This window comes from Stenotrophomonas genospecies 5 (genome assembly GCF_054473825.1).
Map to the genome: position 1 here is coordinate 70,882 of NZ_JBTMUW010000002.1, position 20,775 is coordinate 91,656.

At 65.9% G+C, this 20,775-nt stretch carries 29 protein-coding genes; 24 read left to right on the forward strand and 5 right to left on the reverse strand.

The window, feature by feature from the left end; all coding sequences use genetic code 11:
* Positions 1 to 13 precede the first annotated feature (13 nt).
* Positions 14 to 358 carry a hypothetical protein gene (locus ACX9OW_RS15460; RefSeq protein WP_262100906.1) on the reverse strand — a complete coding sequence of 115 codons (345 nt, stop codon included), beginning with the start codon at positions 356 to 358 and terminating at the stop codon, positions 14 to 16.
* Positions 359 to 1,363: 1,005 nt separating this feature from the next.
* Between ACX9OW_RS15460 and ACX9OW_RS15465 the strand changes: the two genes are divergently transcribed.
* A complete protein-coding gene (locus ACX9OW_RS15465; protein WP_459062497.1) occupies positions 1,364 to 1,801 on the forward strand; it encodes a hypothetical protein in 438 nt (145 codons plus the stop codon).
* 34 nt (positions 1,802 to 1,835) lie between these two features.
* Here ACX9OW_RS15465 and ACX9OW_RS15470 read toward each other — a convergent pair whose 3' ends face one another.
* The 4 genes from ACX9OW_RS15470 to ACX9OW_RS15485 are packed head-to-tail and all read right to left on the reverse strand — an operon-like array spanning position 1,836 to position 5,488.
* Positions 1,836 to 2,540 carry a DNA-methyltransferase gene (locus ACX9OW_RS15470; RefSeq protein ID WP_459062498.1) on the reverse strand — a complete coding sequence of 235 codons (705 nt, stop codon included), beginning with the start codon at positions 2,538 to 2,540 and terminating at the stop codon, positions 1,836 to 1,838.
* Positions 2,458 to 2,712: a Com family DNA-binding transcriptional regulator gene (locus ACX9OW_RS15475; protein WP_459062499.1), complete on the reverse strand. Its 255-nt coding sequence runs from the start codon at positions 2,710 to 2,712 to the stop codon at positions 2,458 to 2,460. Before ACX9OW_RS15475 ends, ACX9OW_RS15470 begins: the two co-directional genes overlap by 83 nt.
* Complete coding sequence (locus ACX9OW_RS15480; RefSeq protein ID WP_459062500.1) at positions 2,712 to 3,722, reverse strand: phage portal protein; 1,011 nt, start codon at positions 3,720 to 3,722, stop codon at positions 2,712 to 2,714. The genes ACX9OW_RS15475 and ACX9OW_RS15480 overlap by 1 nt, the downstream gene beginning before the upstream one ends.
* Positions 3,719 to 5,488, reverse strand: a complete 1,770-nt coding sequence (locus ACX9OW_RS15485; RefSeq protein ID WP_459062501.1) for a terminase large subunit domain-containing protein — start codon at positions 5,486 to 5,488, stop codon at positions 3,719 to 3,721. Before ACX9OW_RS15485 ends, ACX9OW_RS15480 begins: the two co-directional genes overlap by 4 nt.
* Positions 5,489 to 5,645: 157 nt before the next feature.
* Between ACX9OW_RS15485 and ACX9OW_RS15490 the strand changes: the two genes are divergently transcribed.
* From ACX9OW_RS15490 to ACX9OW_RS15600, 23 genes are all read left to right on the forward strand, one after another.
* Positions 5,646 to 6,536, forward strand: a complete 891-nt coding sequence (locus ACX9OW_RS15490; protein WP_459062502.1) for a GPO family capsid scaffolding protein — start codon at positions 5,646 to 5,648, stop codon at positions 6,534 to 6,536.
* Positions 6,537 to 6,588: 52 nt separating this feature from the next.
* The gene (locus tag ACX9OW_RS15495) at positions 6,589 to 7,614 is read left to right on the forward strand and encodes a phage major capsid protein, P2 family (protein WP_459062503.1); all 1,026 of its coding nucleotides are present in this window, start codon (positions 6,589 to 6,591) and stop codon (positions 7,612 to 7,614) included.
* Between the two features lie 3 nt (positions 7,615 to 7,617).
* On the forward strand, positions 7,618 to 8,442 hold the full coding sequence (gene gpM, locus ACX9OW_RS15500) for a phage terminase small subunit (RefSeq protein ID WP_459062504.1): 825 nt from the start codon (positions 7,618 to 7,620) through the stop codon (positions 8,440 to 8,442).
* A gap of 100 nt (positions 8,443 to 8,542) precedes the next feature.
* On the forward strand, positions 8,543 to 9,007 hold the full coding sequence (locus tag ACX9OW_RS15505; RefSeq protein WP_459062505.1) for a head completion/stabilization protein: 465 nt from the start codon (positions 8,543 to 8,545) through the stop codon (positions 9,005 to 9,007).
* Complete coding sequence (locus tag ACX9OW_RS15510) at positions 9,007 to 9,216, forward strand: tail protein X (protein WP_046272348.1); 210 nt, start codon at positions 9,007 to 9,009, stop codon at positions 9,214 to 9,216. Before ACX9OW_RS15505 ends, ACX9OW_RS15510 begins: the two co-directional genes overlap by 1 nt.
* Before the next feature lie 2 nt (positions 9,217 to 9,218).
* Positions 9,219 to 9,572 (forward strand): putative holin, encoded by a 354-nt coding sequence (locus tag ACX9OW_RS15515; protein WP_046272347.1) that lies wholly within the window; start codon positions 9,219 to 9,221, stop codon positions 9,570 to 9,572.
* Positions 9,565 to 9,843 (forward strand): phage holin family protein, encoded by a 279-nt coding sequence (locus ACX9OW_RS15520; protein ID WP_164151183.1) that lies wholly within the window; start codon positions 9,565 to 9,567, stop codon positions 9,841 to 9,843. The genes ACX9OW_RS15515 and ACX9OW_RS15520 overlap by 8 nt, the downstream gene beginning before the upstream one ends.
* A 29-nt stretch (positions 9,844 to 9,872) precedes the next feature.
* Positions 9,873 to 10,511 (forward strand): glycoside hydrolase family 19 protein, encoded by a 639-nt coding sequence (locus tag ACX9OW_RS15525; RefSeq protein ID WP_459062602.1) that lies wholly within the window; start codon positions 9,873 to 9,875, stop codon positions 10,509 to 10,511.
* Entirely contained in the window at positions 10,511 to 11,089 is a 579-nt protein-coding gene (locus ACX9OW_RS15530) for a hypothetical protein (RefSeq protein WP_459062506.1), read from the forward strand. The genes ACX9OW_RS15525 and ACX9OW_RS15530 overlap by 1 nt, the downstream gene beginning before the upstream one ends.
* The gene (locus ACX9OW_RS15535; protein ID WP_459062507.1) at positions 11,086 to 11,499 is read left to right on the forward strand and encodes a phage tail protein; all 414 of its coding nucleotides are present in this window, start codon (positions 11,086 to 11,088) and stop codon (positions 11,497 to 11,499) included. The genes ACX9OW_RS15530 and ACX9OW_RS15535 overlap by 4 nt, the downstream gene beginning before the upstream one ends.
* Entirely contained in the window at positions 11,487 to 11,939 is a 453-nt protein-coding gene (locus ACX9OW_RS15540) for a phage virion morphogenesis protein (protein WP_459062508.1), read from the forward strand. Before ACX9OW_RS15535 ends, ACX9OW_RS15540 begins: the two co-directional genes overlap by 13 nt.
* A gap of 60 nt (positions 11,940 to 11,999) precedes the next feature.
* Positions 12,000 to 12,893 (forward strand): baseplate assembly protein, encoded by an 894-nt coding sequence (locus ACX9OW_RS15545; RefSeq protein WP_459062509.1) that lies wholly within the window; start codon positions 12,000 to 12,002, stop codon positions 12,891 to 12,893.
* Positions 12,886 to 13,557 (forward strand): phage tail protein I, encoded by a 672-nt coding sequence (locus ACX9OW_RS15550; RefSeq protein ID WP_459062510.1) that lies wholly within the window; start codon positions 12,886 to 12,888, stop codon positions 13,555 to 13,557. The genes ACX9OW_RS15545 and ACX9OW_RS15550 overlap by 8 nt, the downstream gene beginning before the upstream one ends.
* Positions 13,535 to 15,055, forward strand: coding sequence for a YncE family protein (locus ACX9OW_RS15555; RefSeq protein ID WP_459062511.1), 1,521 nt, complete (start codon positions 13,535 to 13,537; stop codon positions 15,053 to 15,055). Before ACX9OW_RS15550 ends, ACX9OW_RS15555 begins: the two co-directional genes overlap by 23 nt.
* A 5-nt stretch (positions 15,056 to 15,060) precedes the next feature.
* Positions 15,061 to 15,789 carry a hypothetical protein gene (locus tag ACX9OW_RS15560; protein ID WP_459062512.1) on the forward strand — a complete coding sequence of 243 codons (729 nt, stop codon included), beginning with the start codon at positions 15,061 to 15,063 and terminating at the stop codon, positions 15,787 to 15,789.
* Positions 15,790 to 15,798: 9 nt separating this feature from the next.
* The gene (locus ACX9OW_RS15565; RefSeq protein WP_459062513.1) at positions 15,799 to 17,259 is read left to right on the forward strand and encodes a phage tail-collar fiber domain-containing protein; all 1,461 of its coding nucleotides are present in this window, start codon (positions 15,799 to 15,801) and stop codon (positions 17,257 to 17,259) included.
* A gap of 2 nt (positions 17,260 to 17,261) precedes the next feature.
* Positions 17,262 to 17,480, forward strand: coding sequence for a hypothetical protein (locus ACX9OW_RS15570; RefSeq protein WP_279924175.1), 219 nt, complete (start codon positions 17,262 to 17,264; stop codon positions 17,478 to 17,480).
* Between the two features lie 60 nt (positions 17,481 to 17,540).
* A complete protein-coding gene (locus tag ACX9OW_RS15575) occupies positions 17,541 to 18,119 on the forward strand; it encodes a phage baseplate assembly protein V (protein ID WP_459062514.1) in 579 nt (192 codons plus the stop codon).
* Positions 18,116 to 18,469, forward strand: coding sequence for a GPW/gp25 family protein (locus ACX9OW_RS15580; RefSeq protein ID WP_164151163.1), 354 nt, complete (start codon positions 18,116 to 18,118; stop codon positions 18,467 to 18,469). The genes ACX9OW_RS15575 and ACX9OW_RS15580 overlap by 4 nt, the downstream gene beginning before the upstream one ends.
* A 13-nt stretch (positions 18,470 to 18,482) precedes the next feature.
* Positions 18,483 to 19,646, forward strand: a complete 1,164-nt coding sequence (locus ACX9OW_RS15585) for a phage tail sheath protein (protein ID WP_459062515.1) — start codon at positions 18,483 to 18,485, stop codon at positions 19,644 to 19,646.
* Positions 19,647 to 19,707: 61 nt separating this feature from the next.
* A complete protein-coding gene (locus tag ACX9OW_RS15590) occupies positions 19,708 to 20,217 on the forward strand; it encodes a phage major tail tube protein (RefSeq protein ID WP_459062516.1) in 510 nt (169 codons plus the stop codon).
* A 69-nt stretch (positions 20,218 to 20,286) separates the two neighbouring features.
* Entirely contained in the window at positions 20,287 to 20,631 is a 345-nt protein-coding gene (locus ACX9OW_RS15595) for a phage tail assembly protein (protein WP_459062517.1), read from the forward strand.
* An 8-nt stretch (positions 20,632 to 20,639) separates the two neighbouring features.
* Positions 20,640 to 20,756, forward strand: a complete 117-nt coding sequence (locus tag ACX9OW_RS15600; protein WP_459062518.1) for a GpE family phage tail protein — start codon at positions 20,640 to 20,642, stop codon at positions 20,754 to 20,756.
* Positions 20,757 to 20,775: the final 19 nt, after the last annotated feature.

The following is a 20,775-nucleotide window of genomic DNA, read 5'->3' on the forward strand; positions in this document are numbered from 1 at the left end:
CGCCGGCAGTCGCCTACCCCATCCACCCGAAGGGCGGCTCGATGCTGGCCTTGGCCAGCCTGTTCGCCTGCACCGCCTCACGGTACCGGCGGATCTGGTCGACGTCGTCGCGTAGCCGGGCCACGTGCCTGGCCACCCACATCTCAGCGCCGGCACGCCCCTGCTCGTAGCTGCTGCAGCGCCTGGACGGTCCACCTGGCCCATTCCGGTGCCGGTCGAGGGTGGCCACCCAGCAGCCGTCGTCTACGCGCTGGAACATGGCCACCACCCACACCCCATCGCACACGATCACGGTCGGCAGCTCGCCAGGGCGGCTGGCCGAGCGCGTGGTCCACTGGAAGCCGGGCGGCAAGGTCATGCGCGGCAGGATACGCCCAGCGGTCGCACCGGCTGCGACGGATCCAGCGACAACCAGGTGGCGGCGGAGCGTGCGCGGCGAGAGCGTGGAGATAGCGGCGAGAGGGTGCGTTGGCCACCTCCCCCGCCCTTTTATGCAATTTAGGTCGTGGCCATCGGAAACCAGCAATTTCTGCAACCATCCCAGATGAAAGTAAAATTATCCTTATTACTCAATTACTTATCTAACTTTTTTCAACGCAACAATAGGGCAATGAAAGAGCAACCTGATTGCCTAATTTGAGGGCAACAGGACAGCTAGAAAAAACCGTTTGAAATCAATGACATTACAAATCGCCCCGGCAGACATTGCAGAATATTGCCCTCGGTCGCAATTCAACAATCCTTACGAAACAGTCACTTAGACGCCCTCACGGCGGGCCATTGCGGAAATTGCTCGTTTCCGGACCCACCCCATCCTCTAAGCCGTCGCCAAGCCCGCCAGGCCGCTCCTGAAATGCCCCTCCGCGCGCAGGGATCCGCAGGGATCGGCACGCCCTCCCGAACGCCAGCGCCCCCTGCTACGGCGTGCGCTGGGCGGGGGCGCAGGGGTGCGGAAAAAAAGGGGGGAAAAGACCGCAGGCGTGGCGGGGCGACGACTGCGCGCGCCGGGGGGTGAGGCCTCACTCGCCGCCCTGGCTCCGTCCCTCGCCCTGCATCTGGCCCCTCGCCCGCCCCAGCCGCCCGGCAGCGCCGCCGCAGCCCCGCCGGGCGACCGTGGTAGCCATCTAATCCCGTCGTCCGCACGCGCGCGCACAGGGCGGCATGCACGTGCCGCTTGCACTTCGACAACTTGACTGCGACCGTAACCTTGCGACCATGCACCCGACCGAAAGGCAGGCCTTCGCGCGTGCGCCGCCCACGAAAAAGGCCGCTCGTGCAAGCGGCCTTTCTCATGGGGAGGGCGGAAGGGAGATCGGCGGTAACATGCGTGCCTATCCAGCCACGCGAGGACCGCATGCTTCGAATGATCAACATCCGCGTCGACGACGCCAAGCTCACCCTGCCCGCTCGCTACTCAAGCGGCCCAGCGCTGGAACTGAAGGGCACGTTGGAGATCGCCCACCGGCTGGTGGCAGGGGAAAACGAGCACGACGTGACGAAATATCCGGTCGTCATTGATGTGGTTTCGTACCCTGAACCGCCAGAGCAGGAAGGGCTGTTCTGGGTAGACCCGCACGCGAAGACTATCAAGGTCATGATCAACGCAGCCGAAGCGACCTTTGACCGCATGGTCACGCAGCTTTCTAATCCGGCTACAAAAAAGCTGGTGTGGCTGGAGGTCCATGGCTTGGGCCACACCGACGACAATGGTGGAACGCTGCACTGGAGCGGCCCACAGGTCACCAACGGGTACCCGGTCAATTCTGCCGGTATGACCATCCAGCTCGTGTCTGCAAGCTGAGTGATTGAAAGGGGGCCGGAAGGCCCCCTCCTGATTACTGAAGGTTGGCCAGCCTTGAACGGGCTACCTGCGAGTAGTGCTCGGTGACCTCGCAGCCGGTCCAGCCGAACCCTTCCATCTGGGCGGCCACCAGCGTCGTGCCCGACCCTGCGAACGGATCCAGGATCCGGCCGCCCGCCTCGCAGATCCGCACGACCTGGCGCATCAGATCAGTCGGCTTGCCGGTCATCTGCAGCTTGTCGTCGCGGCGTACCTTCGCCTTGATCACGCCCGGCAGCACCGGCGCGTTGCGGTCCAGCGGCATGGCGCCCTTGCTGCCCCAAACGATGTACTCGGCCTGGTTACGGAAACGGCCGCGCTGAGGGCGTACACCCTCGGTCTTGTCCCACACCGTCACCCCGCGCCAAGTGAACCCGGCGCACTGCAGCGCATCGGTGGTGAGCGGCAGCTGCCGCCAGTCGGTGAAGACGCACACGGGCGAGCCTTCCTTGAGCAGGCGGCCGCATTCGCTCAACCACATCACCATCCACCGCAGGTGCGAGCGCTGGTCGCGCTCATCGCCCAAGAAGTCGGCATGAAGATCGGATCGAACGTACTTCTCCGATGGCGGCCGCTGGCGCGCGGCGGCGGTCAGGCCACCGCTGGCATAGGGCGGATCAGTGATCAGGGCATCGAACGAGCCGGCCTCGAGAGTCGGCAGCAGGGACAGGGCGTCGCCCTTCAACAGCAGGTTTTTCATGGCAGGAGCCTTCTTCAAGTCGCTCGCGGCGAACTGAGGGGAGGCTCTCGGCCTTCATGTGGTTGAGCGTGCCGCAGCGCGGGCACTTGATCTGTAGCTCGGCATAGCCGAGGGCGCGGGCGAGCAGCTTGGCGCACTCGCCGCAGCGCAGGTTCTGCATGGCCGGCGGCATTACGCGCCACCGCCCAGGGCTTCCGGGTCGAAGGCATCGAACGCGATCACCTCCTGACCGATCCAGTCGTTCACTCGCAGCATGCGCGTCTGCATGGCCGCAAGTTCCGTCTTGCCCCACACCGTGTAGGCGTCGCGGATGGACCCGAAGCCACCAGCGTTCTGCGGCACCACCCCGAGCAGCTGCGGCGGGATCCGCAGCGATGCCAGAACGTCATCGCGGGTGACGCTCTTGATCCCAGTGAATTCATCCTTGGCGGCCACCTCGCTGACCGGGATCAGCTGCAGGCCATCCTTCTTACCGTTGGGCGAGTGCAGGAACAGGTTGCGGAAGTTGCCCACGCCCCGGGTGCTTTTCAGCGACTCGCGCAGCGCGTCCACGTCGGCGTCATCGATCTGATCGTCGGTCAGGTAGAGGATGAAGCCGGCATGCGAGCCGTTGTTGTAGTACTTGCGTCGGAACAGGGTGGCCGACTCGTTCAGCAGGGCCGACTGCAGCGAAGGCATCCACTCCGGCAGACCGTAGATCTCCTGGTTGACGTCGGCCTCCCGCAGCTGGAACACGCTGCCCGGCTCAAACTCATGCTCATCCTTCCAGCCGCGGACCTGGTAGAAAGTGCCCGGCTCGACGCCACGCCGCATGTACTTGGCCAGTGCCGGCACCAGCGCCATCGCGTTGCCGATCACCGAATTTCGGCGCTCCAGGTAGCCCATGCCGAAATGCACCCAATCCATGGCGAACTGCTCAAACGCCTCACGGCTGAGGATCTTGTTCGGCTTGAAGGAGCGGACCAGCATGTTGGTCTTGAAGCGCAGGCCGGATCCCAGGTAAACGTTGGCGCGGGTTGCCCGCGCTAGGCCGTCCAGCGACACCGGCGGCTCGTAGTAGCGCCCGTTCTGCCAGCAGTGGACGTAGTCGAGGATGCCCCCCGATTCCAGAACTGGTACCGGATCCCCGAAGGTGAAGCTGACCGTGCGGGCGGTGGCCGCAGGTGCGGCGACGTCGTTCATGCGTTGATCTCCAATCGGCTGCGCCGCGCCGATGCGTGCGGGCGCTCAAGCGGTTCGTTGTGCAGGGCATGGAACAGCGCCCACGCCAGATCGGCGTGGCCCGTCTCTTCGCTTCGCCCTGCCGTATAGGTGACCTGTCGCTGACTCTTGGTCAGGGTTTTCTTGATGGCCATGATCGACCGTGTCAGGTCGAGCATGCCGGCGTCGTATTCCAGACGCCCATTGCTGATCACGTCGTAAGCCTTCAGCACCAGCCTGGCCTTTACCTCGGGCGAGTAGCTGAAAGTGACCAGGTTCGGGAAGAAGGTCTTCACGATCTGGGCCACACCGGTGCCCATGCCGGTCGTGTCGATGCCGATGTAGGTAACCCAGTAGCGCTGGGTGATCTTGCGGATGATCTCGGCCTGAGCGGCGAAGTCATTTCCCTTGAACTGGAAGCGTTCCAGCACGCGGAACTTGCCGCCCTGCTCGCTGGGGGGCGCCACCACGACCAGACCGGCACTGTCACCCGTCTCGGCAGGGTCGTAGCCAACCCACACAGGGCGGTCGCCATAGGGACGCTGGGCAAAGGGCCGGTAGTCGCCTGCCCAATCCACATAGCTGTCAACGCCGCATGTCTGCAGCAGGCTCAGGGGGAACACACTGGCGCTGTCGTCCACGAACCCGCACATCAGCAGGTTCTCGAAGGCATCCGCGCTGTACTCTTCGCGCAGTTCATCGATGTCGAACAGATCGCAGCCCCGGCGTTCGGCGTCCAGGATGGTGACGATCTGTCGCCATAGCTTGTCCTGCCCGAGGTGGCCACCCGCCAACGCATCGTGCGAGGTGTCGATCTTGATGCGCTGGTCAGCCGGCTTGCCCCGGTTCCGGCGCTCGCCGGTCCAGAAGCTGTACGCCTGGTGGGCCATGGTGGACGGCGTGCTGAAATAGGTCTTACGCCACTTCTTGTGCATGGCCATGCCGCTGGCCACCTTGTTCAGCTCATCGAACCCGTGCGTCCAGAAGAACTCATCGAAGTAGAAGTTGCCGTGGTAGCCCTGCGCGGTGCGGGCGTTGGTTCCCAGGAAGAACAGCTCTGCGCCGTTGGCCAGGACGATGCTGTCGCCGCCCTTGAGATCCTTGTCCAGCGTCTCGCGCACGAAGGCCTGCATGTACCCACGAAACAGGAACGCCTGCGCCTTCGATGCGCTCAGGAAGATCTGGTTCCGGCCGGTCTTGACCGCATCGATCAACGCCTCGCGGGCGAAGTAGTAGGTGGCGCCGATCTGGCGCGACTTGAGGATCGCGCGGGTGCGCAGGTTGCTGGCCTTGTACCAGTCCAGCTGATAGTCAAAGCACCCCTCGACAAACGCGGTCGTGAGCTGCTCGACCTCAGTCTCACTGAACTCGTTTCGGCGTTCCTTCTTCTTCGGGCCTGCGTTGCGGTTGGCCACGGCCGGATTCAGATCGGTCTCTGTGCCGCCGCCCTGGTAGCGCTGGATCCGAGCCTGCCGTTCCAGCTGGCGGTGCAGGAGATCGATTTCCTTGAAGTCGCCGCCGGTCTTTCCCTCTTTCAGGATCAGCTGCACGAGGCGCTGTTCAAGCGCACCGCCGATGCGTTCGACGTTGTCGGCGCGGTCCCACTCGTCACGCGCCTTCCAGCTGTGTATGGTTTTCTCTTTCTCGCCAATCGCCTCTGCGATCTCGGTGACACGCCAGCCCATCCAGTACAGGAATTTGGCCTGTCTGCGGCTGTCGGTTTGGAGTTGGGCGGCGACGTCGTTCACCGCACTAGGGTCGCGTCCGGCGACCGATTCATACAGAAATCAATGACGTAGCGCCGTGTCTTACAACTCGGTTGCGTTGCTGCTGTTTGTCGCTCTGCCGACCATGGACCTGTTGAAGCGCGATCCGCGCACACGGCCAAAATCAGCAGAGGACACCATGTCGGATCCCAAGAAGAAGTACCGCAGCAAGTTCTTCCGCGTCGCTGTGGAAGGCGACACCACCGATGGCCGTGTGATCGAGCGTGGCTGGATCCAGCAGATGGCCGGCAGCTACAACCCGTCGCTGTATGGCGCCCGCATCAACCTGGAACACATCCGCGGCATCCTGCCGGATAGCCCGTTCAAGGCCTACGGCGATGTGGTGGCGGTGAAGGCCGAAGAGGTCGACATCGACGGCAAGAAGAAGCTGGCGCTGTTCGCCCAGCTGGAACCGACCGATGCCCTGGTGAGCATGGTCAACAACGACAAGCAGAAGATCTACACCAGCATCGAAGTGTCGCCTAACTTCGCCAAGACCGGCGGCGCCTACCTGGTCGGCCTGGCCGTCACCGACAGCCCGGCCAGCCTGGGCACCGAAAAGCTGTCCTTCGCTGCCAAGCACCCCGAGGCCAAGCTGTTCGATGACCGCAAGCTCAACGCGGAGAACGTGTTCACCGCGTCGTGCGAATCCAGCATCGAGCTGGAAGAGGTCAGCGCTGATGGAGCTGCCGGCGGCGACGCCACCGGCAAGCTGCTCTCCGGCATCGCCGGCCTGTTGGAGCGCTTCACCGGCAAGGGCAACCCTCCGCCGGCACCGGTGACGCCGCCGGCCCCGGAGGGCGCAGCTGATACGCAGGCGTTCGCTGGCCTGGCTGAGGTGCTGACCGGCATCGCCGACAGCATCAAGGACCAGGGCGCGCAGTTCGCCGCGCTGCGCAAGGACTTGGACGAAAGCCGTGCCGAGTTCAGCGCTCTGGAGCAGAAGCTGTCTACCACCGCAGCGACCACGCAGGCCTTCCGCCCCTCCGTGACCGGCCAGAACGACAAGACCGCCCTGACCGACTGTTGACGCGAAGCCGCGCCGCAGTCCACCGCCCAACCCCGCTTCTCGGAGACCTTCCATGCGTAATGAAACCCGCCGCCTGTACGCCGCGTATCTGGCACAGCTGGCCACCATCAACGGCGTCGAGAGCGCCGGCCATTCGTTCAGTGTCGACCCGACCGTCCAGCAGACTCTGGAGACCAGGATTCAGGAGTCCAGCGAGTTCCTGGGCCGGATCAACATGATCGGCGTCAGGGAGCTCAAGGGTCAGAAGGTTGGCATCGGTGTTTCCAGCACCATCGCCGGCCGCACCGACACCACCGGCAACGGTGAGCGCTCCCCGCGCGACGTCTCGGGCCTGAGCAGCCAGGACTACGAGTGCAAGCAGACCAACTTCGACACCGCCATTCGCTTCCAGCTGCTGGACGCCTGGGCGAAGTTCCCCGACTTCCAGGCCAAGCTGCGCGACGCCATCATCAAGCGTCAGGCACTGGACCGTCTGATGATCGGCTTCCATGGCACCAGCGCGGCAGCAACCACCGACCGTGCCGCCCACCCGAATCTGGAAGACGTCAACATCGGCTGGCTGCAGCAGTACCGCACCAACGCCCCGGCGCGCGTCATGCGTGAAGTGAAGGCTGGCTCGGGCAAGGTGGTGGTCGGTGCCGAGGGTGACTACAAGAACCTGGACGCCCTGGTCTACGACGCGGTGAGCAACCTGATCGACCCGTGGCACCGCAAGGATCCGGGCCTGGTCGCGGTGGTTGGCCGTGGCCTGCTGCACGACAAGTACTTCCCGCTGGTCAACGCCGATCAGCCCTCCACCGAGAAGCTGGCCACCGACATCATCCTGTCGCAGCGCCGCCTGGGCGGCCTGCAGGTTGCAGAGGTGCCGTACATCCCGGATGGCACCCTGCTGGTCACCTCGCTGTCCAACCTGTCGATCTACTGGCAGGAAGAAGGTCGCCGCCGCTACGTCATCGAGAACCCGAAGAAGAACCAGATCGAGAACTACGAGTCGTCCAACGATGCGTACGTGGTCGAGGACTACGGCTTCGGCTGCGTGATCGAGAACATCGCCGAAGCCGAAGCGGCTGGGGGCTGATCCATGGCCGCCAGTCCCGCCAAGATGCACCTCAGCCGCATTCGCGCGGCTGAGGAATCGGCCCGGCGCCAAGGTTCGGCACCGGTGGACAACGCGTCCGAGTACGAGCTGCACATGATGAAGCTGCAGGACCACCGCCTGCGCCTCAAGCAGATCCAGTCGGGCGAGGCCAAGGGCAAGTTCAAGGCCGAGATCCTGGACGACTACGCGCCCTACCTGCAGGGCGTGCTGCAGGCCGATGCCGGCGGCGACGATGAGGTGGTTGCCACCCTGATGCTCTGGCACATCGATGCCGGTGACTTCGCCGGGGCGCTGCCGCTGGCCGACTACGCCCTGCGTCACAACCTGGCCATGCCCGACCGCTTCGCCCGCACCACCGGCTGCCTGATTGCCGAGGAAGTGGCCGATGCTGCCCTGCGCGCCCAGGTGGCGGGTGCTGACTTCGATGTGGTGGTGCTGGATACCACCACCGCGCTGACCGCCAAGCAGGACATGCCCGACCAAGTCCGCGCCAAGCTCTACCTGGCCGCCGGCCGCAGCGTGATCCGCGCTGACGACGTCGAAGACAACCCGCCGCCCTTCGACCAGCTGGTCAAGTGCGTGGCCAACCTCAACCGCGCCCTGGAGCTGGATACGGCGTGCGGTGGGAAGAAAGACCTGGAGCGCGCAGCCCGCCTCCTCAAGAAACACGCTCCGCCCACGGCTGATGCCCCGCAGAACATCGCAGCGGATGGCAACGGCGACACCGGCACCGGCCCTGCGCCGGATGCCGGTACCGGCAACGCTGGCGACTCGCCTGCGGCTGACGGCGCCACCGGGCAGAGCTAATCGAGCGTCCCCGCAACCCCCGCCGGCTCGGGGCCGATCCACAACGACCTCTCTCCCGTTGTGGTGACGCCCCGACCACCGGCGACTATTCCGAGGCCTTATGTCTGCATTCATCGCCCCCGGCAAGAACGCCCCCAGCGACGACATCACGTCGGGCAGCTGGTGGCCGTCCATCTCGCCGTCGCAGGTGCGAGAGGACATGAGGATTGCGGGCGCGGTTACCGAGCCGCGCCTGCGCAACAGCCTGATCAACGCGGTGACCACGGTGAACACCGCGCTCGCGCCCTGGGCCAAGCAGCGCGTTGCCGATGGCCACGAATCGCTGGCCGACGTGCCCGCCGATGCGATCTCCGGCGTCTCGCGCCTGGTGCTGCTGTACCGCCGCGCGGTGGCGACCTACGCCGCCGCCGAGCTGACCGAGCGCTACCGGTCCTATGACGCCACCGACAGCGCCAACCAGCGTGCCGACGACCTGACCCCGTCCATCGGCGAGATCCGCCGCGATCACCGCTGGGCCATGCGCGATCTGCAGGGCCTGCCGCGCACCACGGTGGACCTCATCTGATGCTGGTCATCGCAGCCCAAGGCGACACCCTGGACGCCATCTGCTACCGCTACCTGGGCACCACTGCCGCGTGTGTGGAGCAGGCTCTGGCACTCAATCCCGGTCTGGCCGCTCTCGGCCCGATCCTGCCCCAAGGCACCTCCGTGGTGCTGCCCGACACCACCACCCCAGCCGCCGCCACGCGCCCGCTGGTACAGCTCTGGGACTGACGATGACCGAACCAACCTCCACCGGCACCCTCTTCGCGCTGGCCACCAGCGTCGGGCTGGCTTCGCTGCTGCCTGGCGTCAATCCCGACGCCCTGATCGGTGCCTTCGCCGGCGCCACCCTGTTCGTGGTGTCGGCCAAGGATCTGCTGCTCTGGAAGCGGCTGTTCTATCTCGCAGTGAGTGTCGTGCCCGGCTACATGGGCGCCACCGACGTCATGCGCCGCTTCGGCTTGGAGTCGGCCGGGCTGGCGGCCTTCCTGCTGGCGGCCTGCGTGGTGACCATCACCCTGCGGCTGATCGAGGGCAGCGGGAGCATCGACTTCAAGTCCTTCCGCCGCGGAGACCGAAATGGCTGAGATCACCACCTTCCTCGCCCTGCTGGCCAGCCTGGCTATCTGCGGCCGCCTGATCACCTACCGCGCTCACGCAGGCGCTACGCACCGCCCAGGCGTCTCAGTGGTGGCGTGGGTGCTGATCGCCTCCACCGGCGGCCAGGCGCTGCAGATCCTGCTGTACGGCCCCCGCGCACACGTCAGCCCTTGGCAGCTGGGCCTGCTGCTGGTGGTGCTGCTGCTGACCTTCCAGTCCAAGGGCAACGTCGCCCGCATTCTGAGGACCGACCCGTGACCCTGACCGATGACATCCTTGCCCGCGCCATGCAGATGCCGGCTGCGCGCGTGCAGCGCTGGACCCAGCCACTCAACGCGGCCATGGCCGAATTCGGCATCACGACCCGTCGCCAGGTCGCCTACTTCCTCGCCCAGCTCGGCCATGAAAGCGTCAGCCTGACCCGCGTGGAAGAAGGCCTCAGCTACAGCACGGCCGAGCGGGTGGTGGCGGTGTTCCGGCGCTTCGACCTCAACGGCAACCGCAAGATCGAGCCGGAGGAGCTGGCCTTCGCCAAGGGCTTCCTGAACAACCCGCAGAAGCTGGCCAACTACGTGTACGCCGGGCGCGGCGGCAACGGCAACGAAGCCAGCGGCGACGGCTGGCGCTACCGTGGTCGCGGCCCGATCCAGAACACCCTCAAGGGCGGCTACGCCCGCATGGGCTTGCTGCTGGGCCTGCCCCTGGTGCAGAACCCCGACCTGCTGCTGGAGCCGGTCAACGGTGCACGTGCAGCGGCGGCCTACTGGAAAGACAACGGCCTCAACCGCTGGGCCGATGCCGGCGACGTGCTGGCTCTGAGCCGCGCCATCAACCTGGGCAACCCGCGCTCCAAGGCCAAGCCCGAAGGTCTGGAAGACCGCATCGCCCGCACCAACCGCGCCGTCGCGCTGCTGGAGGCCGCGTGATGGGCCTGAGCCTCGATCCGATCCGCCCCTACCTGACCACTGCCCGCTGGGCTGCGGTGGCCATCCTGCTGATCGCTTGGGCGTGGTTCTGGCACGGCCAAGGCGCTGCCAAATGGGAAGGCAAGTACAACACCGAGCAGGCGGCCCACCAGGCCGCGCTGAAAGCCCACGCCGCTGTGCTGGCTGGGCTGGCCAAGGCCACGGCCGAGACGGCCGCCAAGGCCCGCGCTGCTGCGCTGGCGCTGGCCCACGACCGCACCGACAACGATGACCGTTACGACAAGAAGGTGGACGATGCGAAACAAGCCCGTGATGACCTTGCTGCTGCTCTGCGTCGCGGCGACGTGCAGCTGCAGCCGTGGTGGCAGTGTGGTGCTGCGTCCGGATCCGACCCCAATGCAGCTGCAGCCCTTGCCGAAAGCGAAGATGCAGCCGCCGACCTTCGGGCAGCGGACACGGCAGCGACTGTTGAGGACGCCGACCATGCCGACGCCTGGATCGGCTGGCTCCAAGACGAACTGACCAGCACCCGCCGGCAAGCCGTGGCTGCCGGCTGCGCGGTGCAGGCCGAGCCATGAAAAAGCCGGCCTCCCTCCGTGCTGCGATTGAGGCCGCCGTCCCCGAGCTGGCCACCGACAAGGATCGCCTGCTCGCCTTTATCGACAACGGCAGCATCGTCTGCACGTCCGTGGAATCGCGCTCGTTTGAGTGGCGCTACACGATGAACATGATCATCACCGACTATGCCGGCGACCCGAACCGGCTGTGGCTGGCCCTGCTGGACTGGGTGAGGGTGAACCAATCCCCGCTGCTGGCCGGACCCAGCCTGCAGGAGCAGATCCGATTCGAGGTAGACATCCTGGCCGACGACAAGGTCGACCTGGACATCAAGCTGCCACTCACCGAAAACGTGGTCGTCGCCCCGGATGACCAGGGCAACGACGCCCCAGACGCCGTCGATGAGCCGCTACCGACGTGGATGACCTGACCTCGCTGGAAGGCTGGATCGGGCCGCTGCTGCAGCGCCTTGAGCCAGCAGGCCGCGCCCGACTCGCCCGCCGCATCGCGCAGGATCTGCAGCGCGCCCAGAGCGAGCGCATCGGACAACAGCGCGCCCCGGACGGAAGCCAGTACGCCCGCCGCAAGAACCAGAAGCGGCAGAAGGGCGGGCGGATCCGCCGGCGCAAGATGTTTGCCCGGCTCCGACAGTCCAAGCACCTCAAGGCACGCGGCAACGCCAGCGAGGCCTCGGTGTTCTTCATCCGCCGCGCCGCCGCCATTGCCCGCGTCCATCAGGAAGGCCTGGTCGACCAGGTGCGACGCGGCGGGCCACGCGTGCGCTACGAGCGTCGCGAGCTGCTGGGCTTCGCCGATAGCGACAGGCAGCGGGTGGTCGACACACTGCTCAATCACCTGGCCGGGTTGTAGCGCACACCGGTACAGCGCCAGCTTCTGTCGCGCGCGCGTGGGGCTGGCGACCATGACGGCATGACAACTTTCTCCGCCGTCGACCTGTCCCGCCTGCCCGCACCTAGCGCGGTCGAAGTCATCGACTACGAGGTTCTGCTCGGCCAGTGGTTGGACATGTATCGCGCGCAGGATCCCAGCTACAGCGCGGTGGTCGAGTCCGACCCGGTCTACAAGCTCGCCCAGGTCGGTGCCTACCGCGAGATGCTGCTGCGTCAGCGCGTGAACGAGGGCATCAAGTCCGTGCTGCTGGCCTACGCAGAAGATTCCATGCTCGACCACCTGGGCGCGTTCTTCGGCGTCGAGCGTCGCGTGGTGACCGAGGCCAACCCCGCCCTCGGCACGCCGGCAGTGATGGAGCTGGATGGCGAGTTCCGCCGCCGGATCCAGATGGCGCCGGAGGGCTTCTCTGTCGCTGGCCCCGCTGGCGCCTACATCTTCCACGCCCTTGCCGCTGACCCTCGCGTGCTGGACGCCTCGGCCGACAGCCCCCAGCCCGGCCACGTTTCTGTCTACGTGCTCTCACGCGAGGGCGATGGCACCGCGCCCGATGATCTGCTGGCCAAGGTGGCCACGGCGATCAATCACGTCGACGTGCGCCCGCTCACCGACTTTGTGTCCGTGATGAGCGCGGCGATTATCGAGTACGAGATCGAGGCAGTGCTCGACATCTCCCCCGGCCCGGATCCGGCCGTGGTGCTGAAAGCCGCTCAGGACGAGGCGGCCGCCTACGCCGAGAGGAACTCGCGCATGGCATCCATGGTCAGCCGCTCGGCACTGGACCGTGCGCTGCATCAGGAGGGTGTGGTCGACGTCACCCTAATCAGCCCCGCCCAGAACATCGCGGTCGGCATAGGCGAGGCCAGCCGCTGCACCGGTATCCGCATCACCCACCGAACGGTGGGCAATGTCTAGCCTGCTGCCGCCCAACGCCACCCCGCAGGAGGTGGCGGTCGCAAAGACCATGGCCCGAGTGTCGGATGTGCCGGCACCTTTCGATAGCGCGCTCGATCCGATGCGCGCGTCCGAGGCCATGCTGCCGTGGCTCGCCTGGTCGTTCAGCGTGGACACGTGGGGGCCGGATTGGCCGGTGTACGTGCGTCGGCGCACCGTTCAGCAGGCAATCAAGATCCACCGCCGCAAGGGCACCGTAGGCGCGTTGCTCGATGCGATCGATGCCATCGGTGTGCCCGTACAGATTGAGGAATGGCACCAACGCGTACCGCAGGGCACCCCATACACCTTCCGGGTGTTGGTCGATTCGGTGGCCACGCCTTTCACGCAGACAGACATGGCGCGACTGCTGGTCGCCATCGACGCCAACAAGAACCTGCGCTCGCACATGACTGAACTGGTGCCGGGCGGCAGTAGCTACAGCCTGGCCCACAGCGCCGCCGTTTCAATGCAGGGCATCGAGCGCGAGATTGCACCGAAGTATCAAGACATCTCGCTCCTGCTGGTCGCCTTGGACGAAGGCGAAGCCGAAGTCGAGCTCGCCGCAGATCGGCTGAATCTTCACCTCCACACCACTCTTCCCCAGCAGCAACGGACCGCCAATGAGCCTGCAGAACAAGGTTGACCGATTCATCAACGACAGCGACATCGCGCACGAAATCATCCACGGCAAGCGCAGCGCCGTGGTGGACACTGAGGGCGGCCCGGTTCCTACGCTCGCCAACGCCATCGGCTCGGTGTCCAACCTCGGTGAGCGCCTGGTAGCCCTTGAAGACGGGCAGTCGGCGGGGCGGATCGTGAAGGCCACCTGGTCCGAATTGGCCGCTGTGCCCACCACCGGTGGCGGCGGACGCGGCGCGAGTGTGCTGGCCGATAGCGGTACCCACGTCGATCCCGTCTCCGGCGCCCAGGTACCCAACGCCGGTGAGTACACCGAGCATGCCGGCGGCTGGCAGTGGGCGCGTGCTGACGGCTTGGCGGCCAAGGCGGACAAGGAAGCTGTCGCAGCGGTTGCCGGCGTCAAATCGGCAGCTCCTGCGGCGGGCAACTATTTGGAGGTGGATCTGGACGCGATGGGCAACGTCGCCCGCGCCGTCCACGCCGATGGCACCTACGAGTACCTGCGCACCAAGGTGGGTACGCTGACCATGGGGCGGGACGCCAACGGTATGGCTCTTGTGGATGGCCATGCGCGCTGGCACGGGGTGTACGAGGAATGGTCACAGCCGCTTGCCGGCCGCTTCGCCGACGCACTGGAAGTGCACATCGATGCGCAGTTCCATGTGGGGTACGTGCGATTCAGCGATGGAACCGAGTGGCGCGTGGGTACGGTCGACCCATCGCCCAGCGTGGGCAGTGCATCTCTGCAGGAGGCAATCTCGCTGCCTGATGCCACCTACCCCAACCGCAACGGCGGCTTCACCTGCACCGGTCTGGATTTGATCACTACGGGCAAGTTCCGCGGCTGCTGGGTTGTCGGCAACGACGGTAGGCAGCGCGAGGGGTCCAACGACTTCTACTGTTCGGTGCTGATTCTGAGTCCCGACATGCGGCGGGTGGTGCGCGAGTTCATGTGCAACACGCCGACTTTTCCTGGGATCAAGTCCATCCAAGGTGTCGCGTGGGATCCCACGGACGACACGATCTGGTTTGTCGACAAGACCAACAAGACGCTCCGCCACATCAACACCGCAGGGGCCAAGCTGGCCGATGAGATCGTGGTCAGCCACACGGCCAACGGACTGGCCTATGACGCGGCAACCGATGCGCTCTGGTCGCCCGACGAAGGCACCACCACTCTCTACATCCTGTCCTGCGCCACCGGTCAGGTCGTGCGCACCCTGGACGGCGTGGCGACCGATGCTGACCACGTGCACCTGGTGCCCTCGCGCGGCGAAGTCTGGATCACGCGCGGCAGCAATGGTGCCGATGGCCAGCTGGTGATCTACGACCAGGCCATGACGCGCAAGCACGCCATCACGCTCCCCGGCTCTCAAGCAATCGAGGGCGGCCACTACGACACCGCCACCGGCATCTTCACCAACGTCAACGACGGCGCGTTCCATGAGAGCGCCAATCCGCCGCTGGCCCTGGCCAACAAGCACCACATCAAGGGCATCTGACCGCTATGACCATCATCAAACGATTCGCCGCACCGGCCGCTTTCCCCGACACCCTGATCCTGGACATCGAGCCGCAGGTGGCCTATCCGGCAGGCAACCTGCTGGGCGCTTATCGCTTCAAGCGGAGCGCCAAGGCCAGCGCCGCACCGAAGGCTGGCAGCTGGGGTGCCTTCGATGTGTCTGGCGCTGGTGATGAACCCAAGTGGGATGCCGCCTCAGTGGTCTGCACGGGTCAGATCCTGGCCGTCACCGGGCAGGGCTTGCCCAACACGGGCAACCTCACCTTCGCTGCGGTGGTTCGCCAGGCGTACCCGGATGGCTCGCCCACCACGGGCACGCAGTTCTTCATCGGCCGCACTGGCGCTGCCGCACAGACGATTGGCCTCATCCGTGGATCCGGCGGCACCCTGGCGTTCACCTGCGGCGGGGTGAACGTCGGTATCCCGGCCGATGGCGGTGACCGCTTCGAGCTGTTCCTCGGCACCTACAATCGCGCGACCGGCGCAACGTCCATCTACCGACCGCGCACCAAGACCAGCGCTGCCAGCGCCGTGACCGCCGAACTGCCCAGCGGCGGCACCGTCCGCCTGTCCGGGCCTGCGTCGAGCAGCTACGCCGGCCACACCCAGCAGGTATGGAACTGCTGCTACAACCGCCTGCTGACCACGGCGGAGATGGATGACCTGTACGCCAGCCTCAAGGCGTCTCTGGCCGTCGGCGGCGTCGAGATCTGAGGACAGACCATGGCTCAGTACAGCACCCGCCACACCGACTACGGCCTGCGCCGGCTCAATGCTGCGCGGCTTGGCGGTGCAGAAATGCGCTTGGCCGAGATCGCCTTCGGAGACGGCAACGGCAATCCCATCGATCCGGACGCCTTCGACGGGTCGGCCATCGGCCTGGTCCGTGAGCGCTACCGGACCAGCATCAACCGGATCTACCAGGATCCCGAGAATCCCCTGGTGTACTACGCCGAGGGCATCGTTCCGCCCACCGCTGGTGGCTTCGTGCTGCGTGAGATGGCCGTGTTCGACGCTGACGGCGGCATGGTGGCCATGGCCAACATGCCCGACGTCTACCAGCCACTGGCCAGCGACGGGGCCATCGGCGACGGCCTGTACCGCATGGCATTTGCGGTGGGAAATGCCGGCAACGTGCAGATCAAGCTGGACCCCAACACCGTGATGGCCTCGCGGCAGTGGGTCATCAGCTCGGTGAACTCGGCAACGGTGCTGCCGGGCGGCACGACTGGCCAGATCGCACGTAAGCGAAGTAATGCCGATGGCGACATCGAATGGGGCGACGCGGGCGAAGTGAACGTTCTGGTCAACACCATCGAAGAGCGCCAGACGCTCGCCGCAGGCCAGACACGCATCGTGCTGGCCATCACTACCACGCTGGGGTTGGCGATCTACATCAATGGCCAGCGCATCTCACGCGGTGGCGCGGCTGATGAATGGCTGCCCGATCCCGATGACGGAACCCAGCTGACGCTGGGCCAAGCCTATGCGGCGGGGACCCGTGTGATCGCGGCTCAGAACGAGCCGGCAGGCAACGCCGGTGCCCCGCTGCAGCGGGGGGAGAATCTGGCCGACGTGGCCGACAAGGCCCAAGGTCGAAAGAACCTCGGTGTCGTCAGCGCCGAGGAAACCCGGCAGATGGCGCCTGCCGGCATGATCGGAACGTTCGCCGGCAGCAACGCGCCCACGGGCTGGCTCAAGGCCAACGGTGCCCAGGTGGCCAAGGATGCCTACCCTGCCCTCTACGCGGCGGTGGGCGACCTCTACACGCCCCCCGGCCAGTCCCCGTCCGCCGGCAGCTTCTTCCTGCCCGATCTGCGCGGCCTGTTCCCCCGCTTCTGGGATGACGGCCGGGGTAACGACGCAGGACGCTCGCTCGGCAGCAATCAGGGCGACCAGCTGGCCGCGCACGCCCACAGCGGCCGCACTGCAGATGCCGGCGACCACGCACACGACTCGGCGTTCGGTGAGGGCAACAAGCACATTGCAGCTGCACCCTACGGCATGAGCGAACATCGCCCAGGCGGCCGTAACGCCGGATCCAGCGGCGGCATCGACTACGACAACTACGCCTGGCAAACCTCCACCGATGGCAGGCACGCACACGACTTCACCACGGGCGTCTCCGGCGGCAATGAAACCCGCCCGAAGAACGTCGCCCTGCTGGCCTGCATCAAGTACTGACCATGGCCACCAAGACGGTCTACCTTGTCGATACGGCCGGCCTGCTGGCCGGCACCGCCCAGGCCGATGAGTCGCCCCTGCAGCCAGGCACCTGGCTGCTGCCGGCCGGCGCAGTGGAGACCCCGCCGCCGGCAGAGTTCCCCGCAGGCCGCTGGCCTCGCTGGATCGGCAGCGGTTGGGTGCTGGCCACCGCACCACCCTCGCGCATCAAGGGGCTGTAGCGACGACCGCTACACCCCGCACGCCGTGCGGCCTCCCGCGCGCACGAGCAGCATGGGCATATGGACCTTGCCCGCCTGATCTCCAACCTCATTCGCACCGGCACCGTCGTGTCGGTCGACATCGACGCTGGCCTGTGCCGCGTCGCATCTGGCGATCTGACCACCAACTGGATCCCGTGGCTGACCCTGCGCGCAGGCACCACGGTCATCTGGTCGGCCCCCACGCCGGGCGAGCAGGTGATCCTGCTCTCGCCTGAAGGCGACACGGCCAATGCCATCGCGCTGTGCGGCCTGTACTCGGAGCAGGTGCCTGCCCCTGCTGCCAGCGGTGCCGTCAGCCTGCTGCGCTTTGCCGATGGCGCGCAGCTGCGCTACGACGCAGACACGCACGCACTGGAAGCCCTGCTGCCGTCTGGCGGCACCTTCACTGTCACCGCCGACGGCGGCAGCACCATCAACGGCCCCCTGACCGTAAACGGCGAGACCACCCTCAACGGCAACACGGCCGTGGTGGGCAATGCCTCTGTAAGCGGGACCGCCACCGCTGACGTCGACGTGGTCGGCGCCGGCATCAGCCTCAAGGGACACGTGCACCTCGGCGTACAGCGTGGCAGCGGCCTGACGGATCCGCCGCAGTGAGGGGCATGTCCGCCACCACCGGCCGTGCCATCGAAGGTGCCGAGCACCTGGCACAGTCCATCAACGACGTGCTGACCACGCCGCTCAACACCCGTGTGATGCGCCGCGACTACGGCTCGCTGATGCCCGAGCTGGTCGACCAGCCGTTCACCGGCCAGACCCGGACCCTGCTTTTTGGTGCGGTGGCCACGGCGCTGATGCGTTGGGAGCCGCGGATCCGCATCAGCAAGCTCTCGATCTCGCAGGGGGATGCCCCCGGCGCGTTTGTCCTGGACGTGGAGGGCACCCGGACCGACGTCACCCAGGGCAGTGGCTACACCCGCCTGACCATCCCCCTCCGCTTCCGCTAACTGGAGATACCCCATGGACTACCATCACGGCGTCCGCGTCGTCGAAGTGAATACCGGCGTCCGCGCCATCCGCACCGTGGCCACCGCCGTGATCGGCCTGGTGGCCACGGGCGATGCCGCCGACGTGGCGCTGTTCCCGCTGAACAAGCCGGTGCTGATCACCGATATCGACGGCGCCATCACCAAGGCCGGCGCCACCGGCACGCTCAAGGCCTCGCTGGAAGCCATCGCCGATCAGACCAAGCCGGTGCTGGTGGTCGTGCGCGTCAAGGAAGAAGACAACGACGGCGAGCAGTCCATCGCCGTCATCGGTGCCAAGACCAACGGCGAGTACTCGGGCCTGCAGGCGCTGCTGGCCGCCGAGGCGCAGGTAGGCGTCAAGCCGCGCATCATCGGCGCACCGGGCCTGGACACCCAGGTGGTTGCCGCTGAGCTGGCGGTCGTCGCCCAGCGCCTGCGTGCGATGGCCTACATCAGCGCCGGTACCGCCAAGACCGTCACCGAGGCCACCGCCTATCGCGAGGAATTCGGTGCGCGCGAGCTGATGATCATCTGGCCGGACTTCACCGCCCTGGACAGCACCACCGGCCTGATCGGCATGGCCTACGCCGTCGCCCGCGCCCTGGGACTGCGTGCGCTGATCGACAAGGAACAGGGCTGGCACAAGAACATCTCCAACGTGGCGGTCAACGGTGTCACCGGGATCTCGCGCGATGTCTTCTTCGATCTGCAGGATCCGGCCAGCGATGCCGGCGTGCTCAATGCCGGCGACGTCACCACCCTGATCCAGATGAACGGCTACCGCTTCTGGGGCTCGCGTACCTGCAGCGACGATGTGCTGTTCGCTTTCGAGACCGCCACGCGCACGGCGCAGATCCTCAAGGACACCATCGCCGACGCAATGGCGATCTATGTCGACAAGCCGATGCACGCCTCGCTGATCAAGGACATCATCGAGAGCATCAATGCCAAGTTCCGCGAGCTGAAAGGCAGCGGCTACATCATCGATGCCAAGGCGTGGTACGACCCGGACGCCAATACGCAGACCACGCTCAGTTCCGGCGCGCTCACCATCGACTACGACTTCACCCCGGTCCCGCCGCTGGAAAACCTGATGCTGCGCCAGCGCATCACTGACAAGTACCTGGCCAGCTTCGCCTCGGCCATCGCCAACTGATTCCACCCTGCCTGCGGCGGTCAGGTCCTGACCGCCTTGGCTCCGCATCGGAGAAAACCCCATGGGCCTGCCCCGCAAACTGAAAGGCTTCAACACGTTCACCGCCGGCGAGAGCTTCCTCGGCGAAGCAAAGACCATCACGCTGCCCGAGCTGAAACGCATCATGGAGGCCTACCGTGGCGGCGGCATGAGCGGCCCGGTGAAGATCGACCTCGGCCAGGATGAGATCCAGATCAAGGTGGTCTACGGCGGCCTTATGCGCCCTATCCTGCGCCAGTACGCCGAGACCAGCCACGACGGCGTGCAGATCCGTTTTGCCGGCGGCTACCAGCGCGACGACAACGGCCAGGTCGACGCGGTCGAGGTGGTCATCCGCGGCCGCCATGAAGGCATCGAGTTCGGCGATTCCGAGGCCGGCTCTGACACCGAGTTCACCGTTACCACGGCCTGCAGCTACTACAAGCTGACCTGGAACGGTGAGGTGCTGATCGAGATTGACCTGGTGAACATGGTCGAGAACGTCGGCGGCATTGATCGCCTGCTGTCCCTGCGCAACGCCATCGGCGCGTAACCCAACCCCATCCCGCGACGGGCGCCACGCGCCCGCTCGCTTCCCCCTGCATCACTCCGGAGAGATTCCATGACCGCAACCACCATCCCCACCCCCGAATCCAACACCCAGAAAGCGGCGCGCAAGGCCACCGTCAAGCTGGAAGAGCCGTTGGAGCGTGGCGGGGCACTGATCAAGTCCGTCGACGTCCGCCGCCCCGGCTCCGGCGAGCTGCGCGGCCTCAAGTTGGCCGAAGTTCTGAACATGGACGTCACTGCGCTCTGCGTCCTGTTGCCCCGTATCACCAACCCGACCCTGACCGGCGCCGACGTCGCCGCGCTGGATCCATCCGATCTGCTGCAGTTCGGAATGGAAGTAACCAATTTTTTCATGACGCGGGAACAGGCGACTGCCCTGGGCTACCCGACCGCGTAGAAGAGGCTATGGCCGACGTAGCCACCATCTTCCACTGGCCACCAACAGAAATGGACTGCTGGTCGGTAGAGGAACTGATGGAGTGGCGCGAGCGCGCCCGGAAACGCAGCGGCGCCCCCGATTGAGGGCGCCGTTTTCACATAC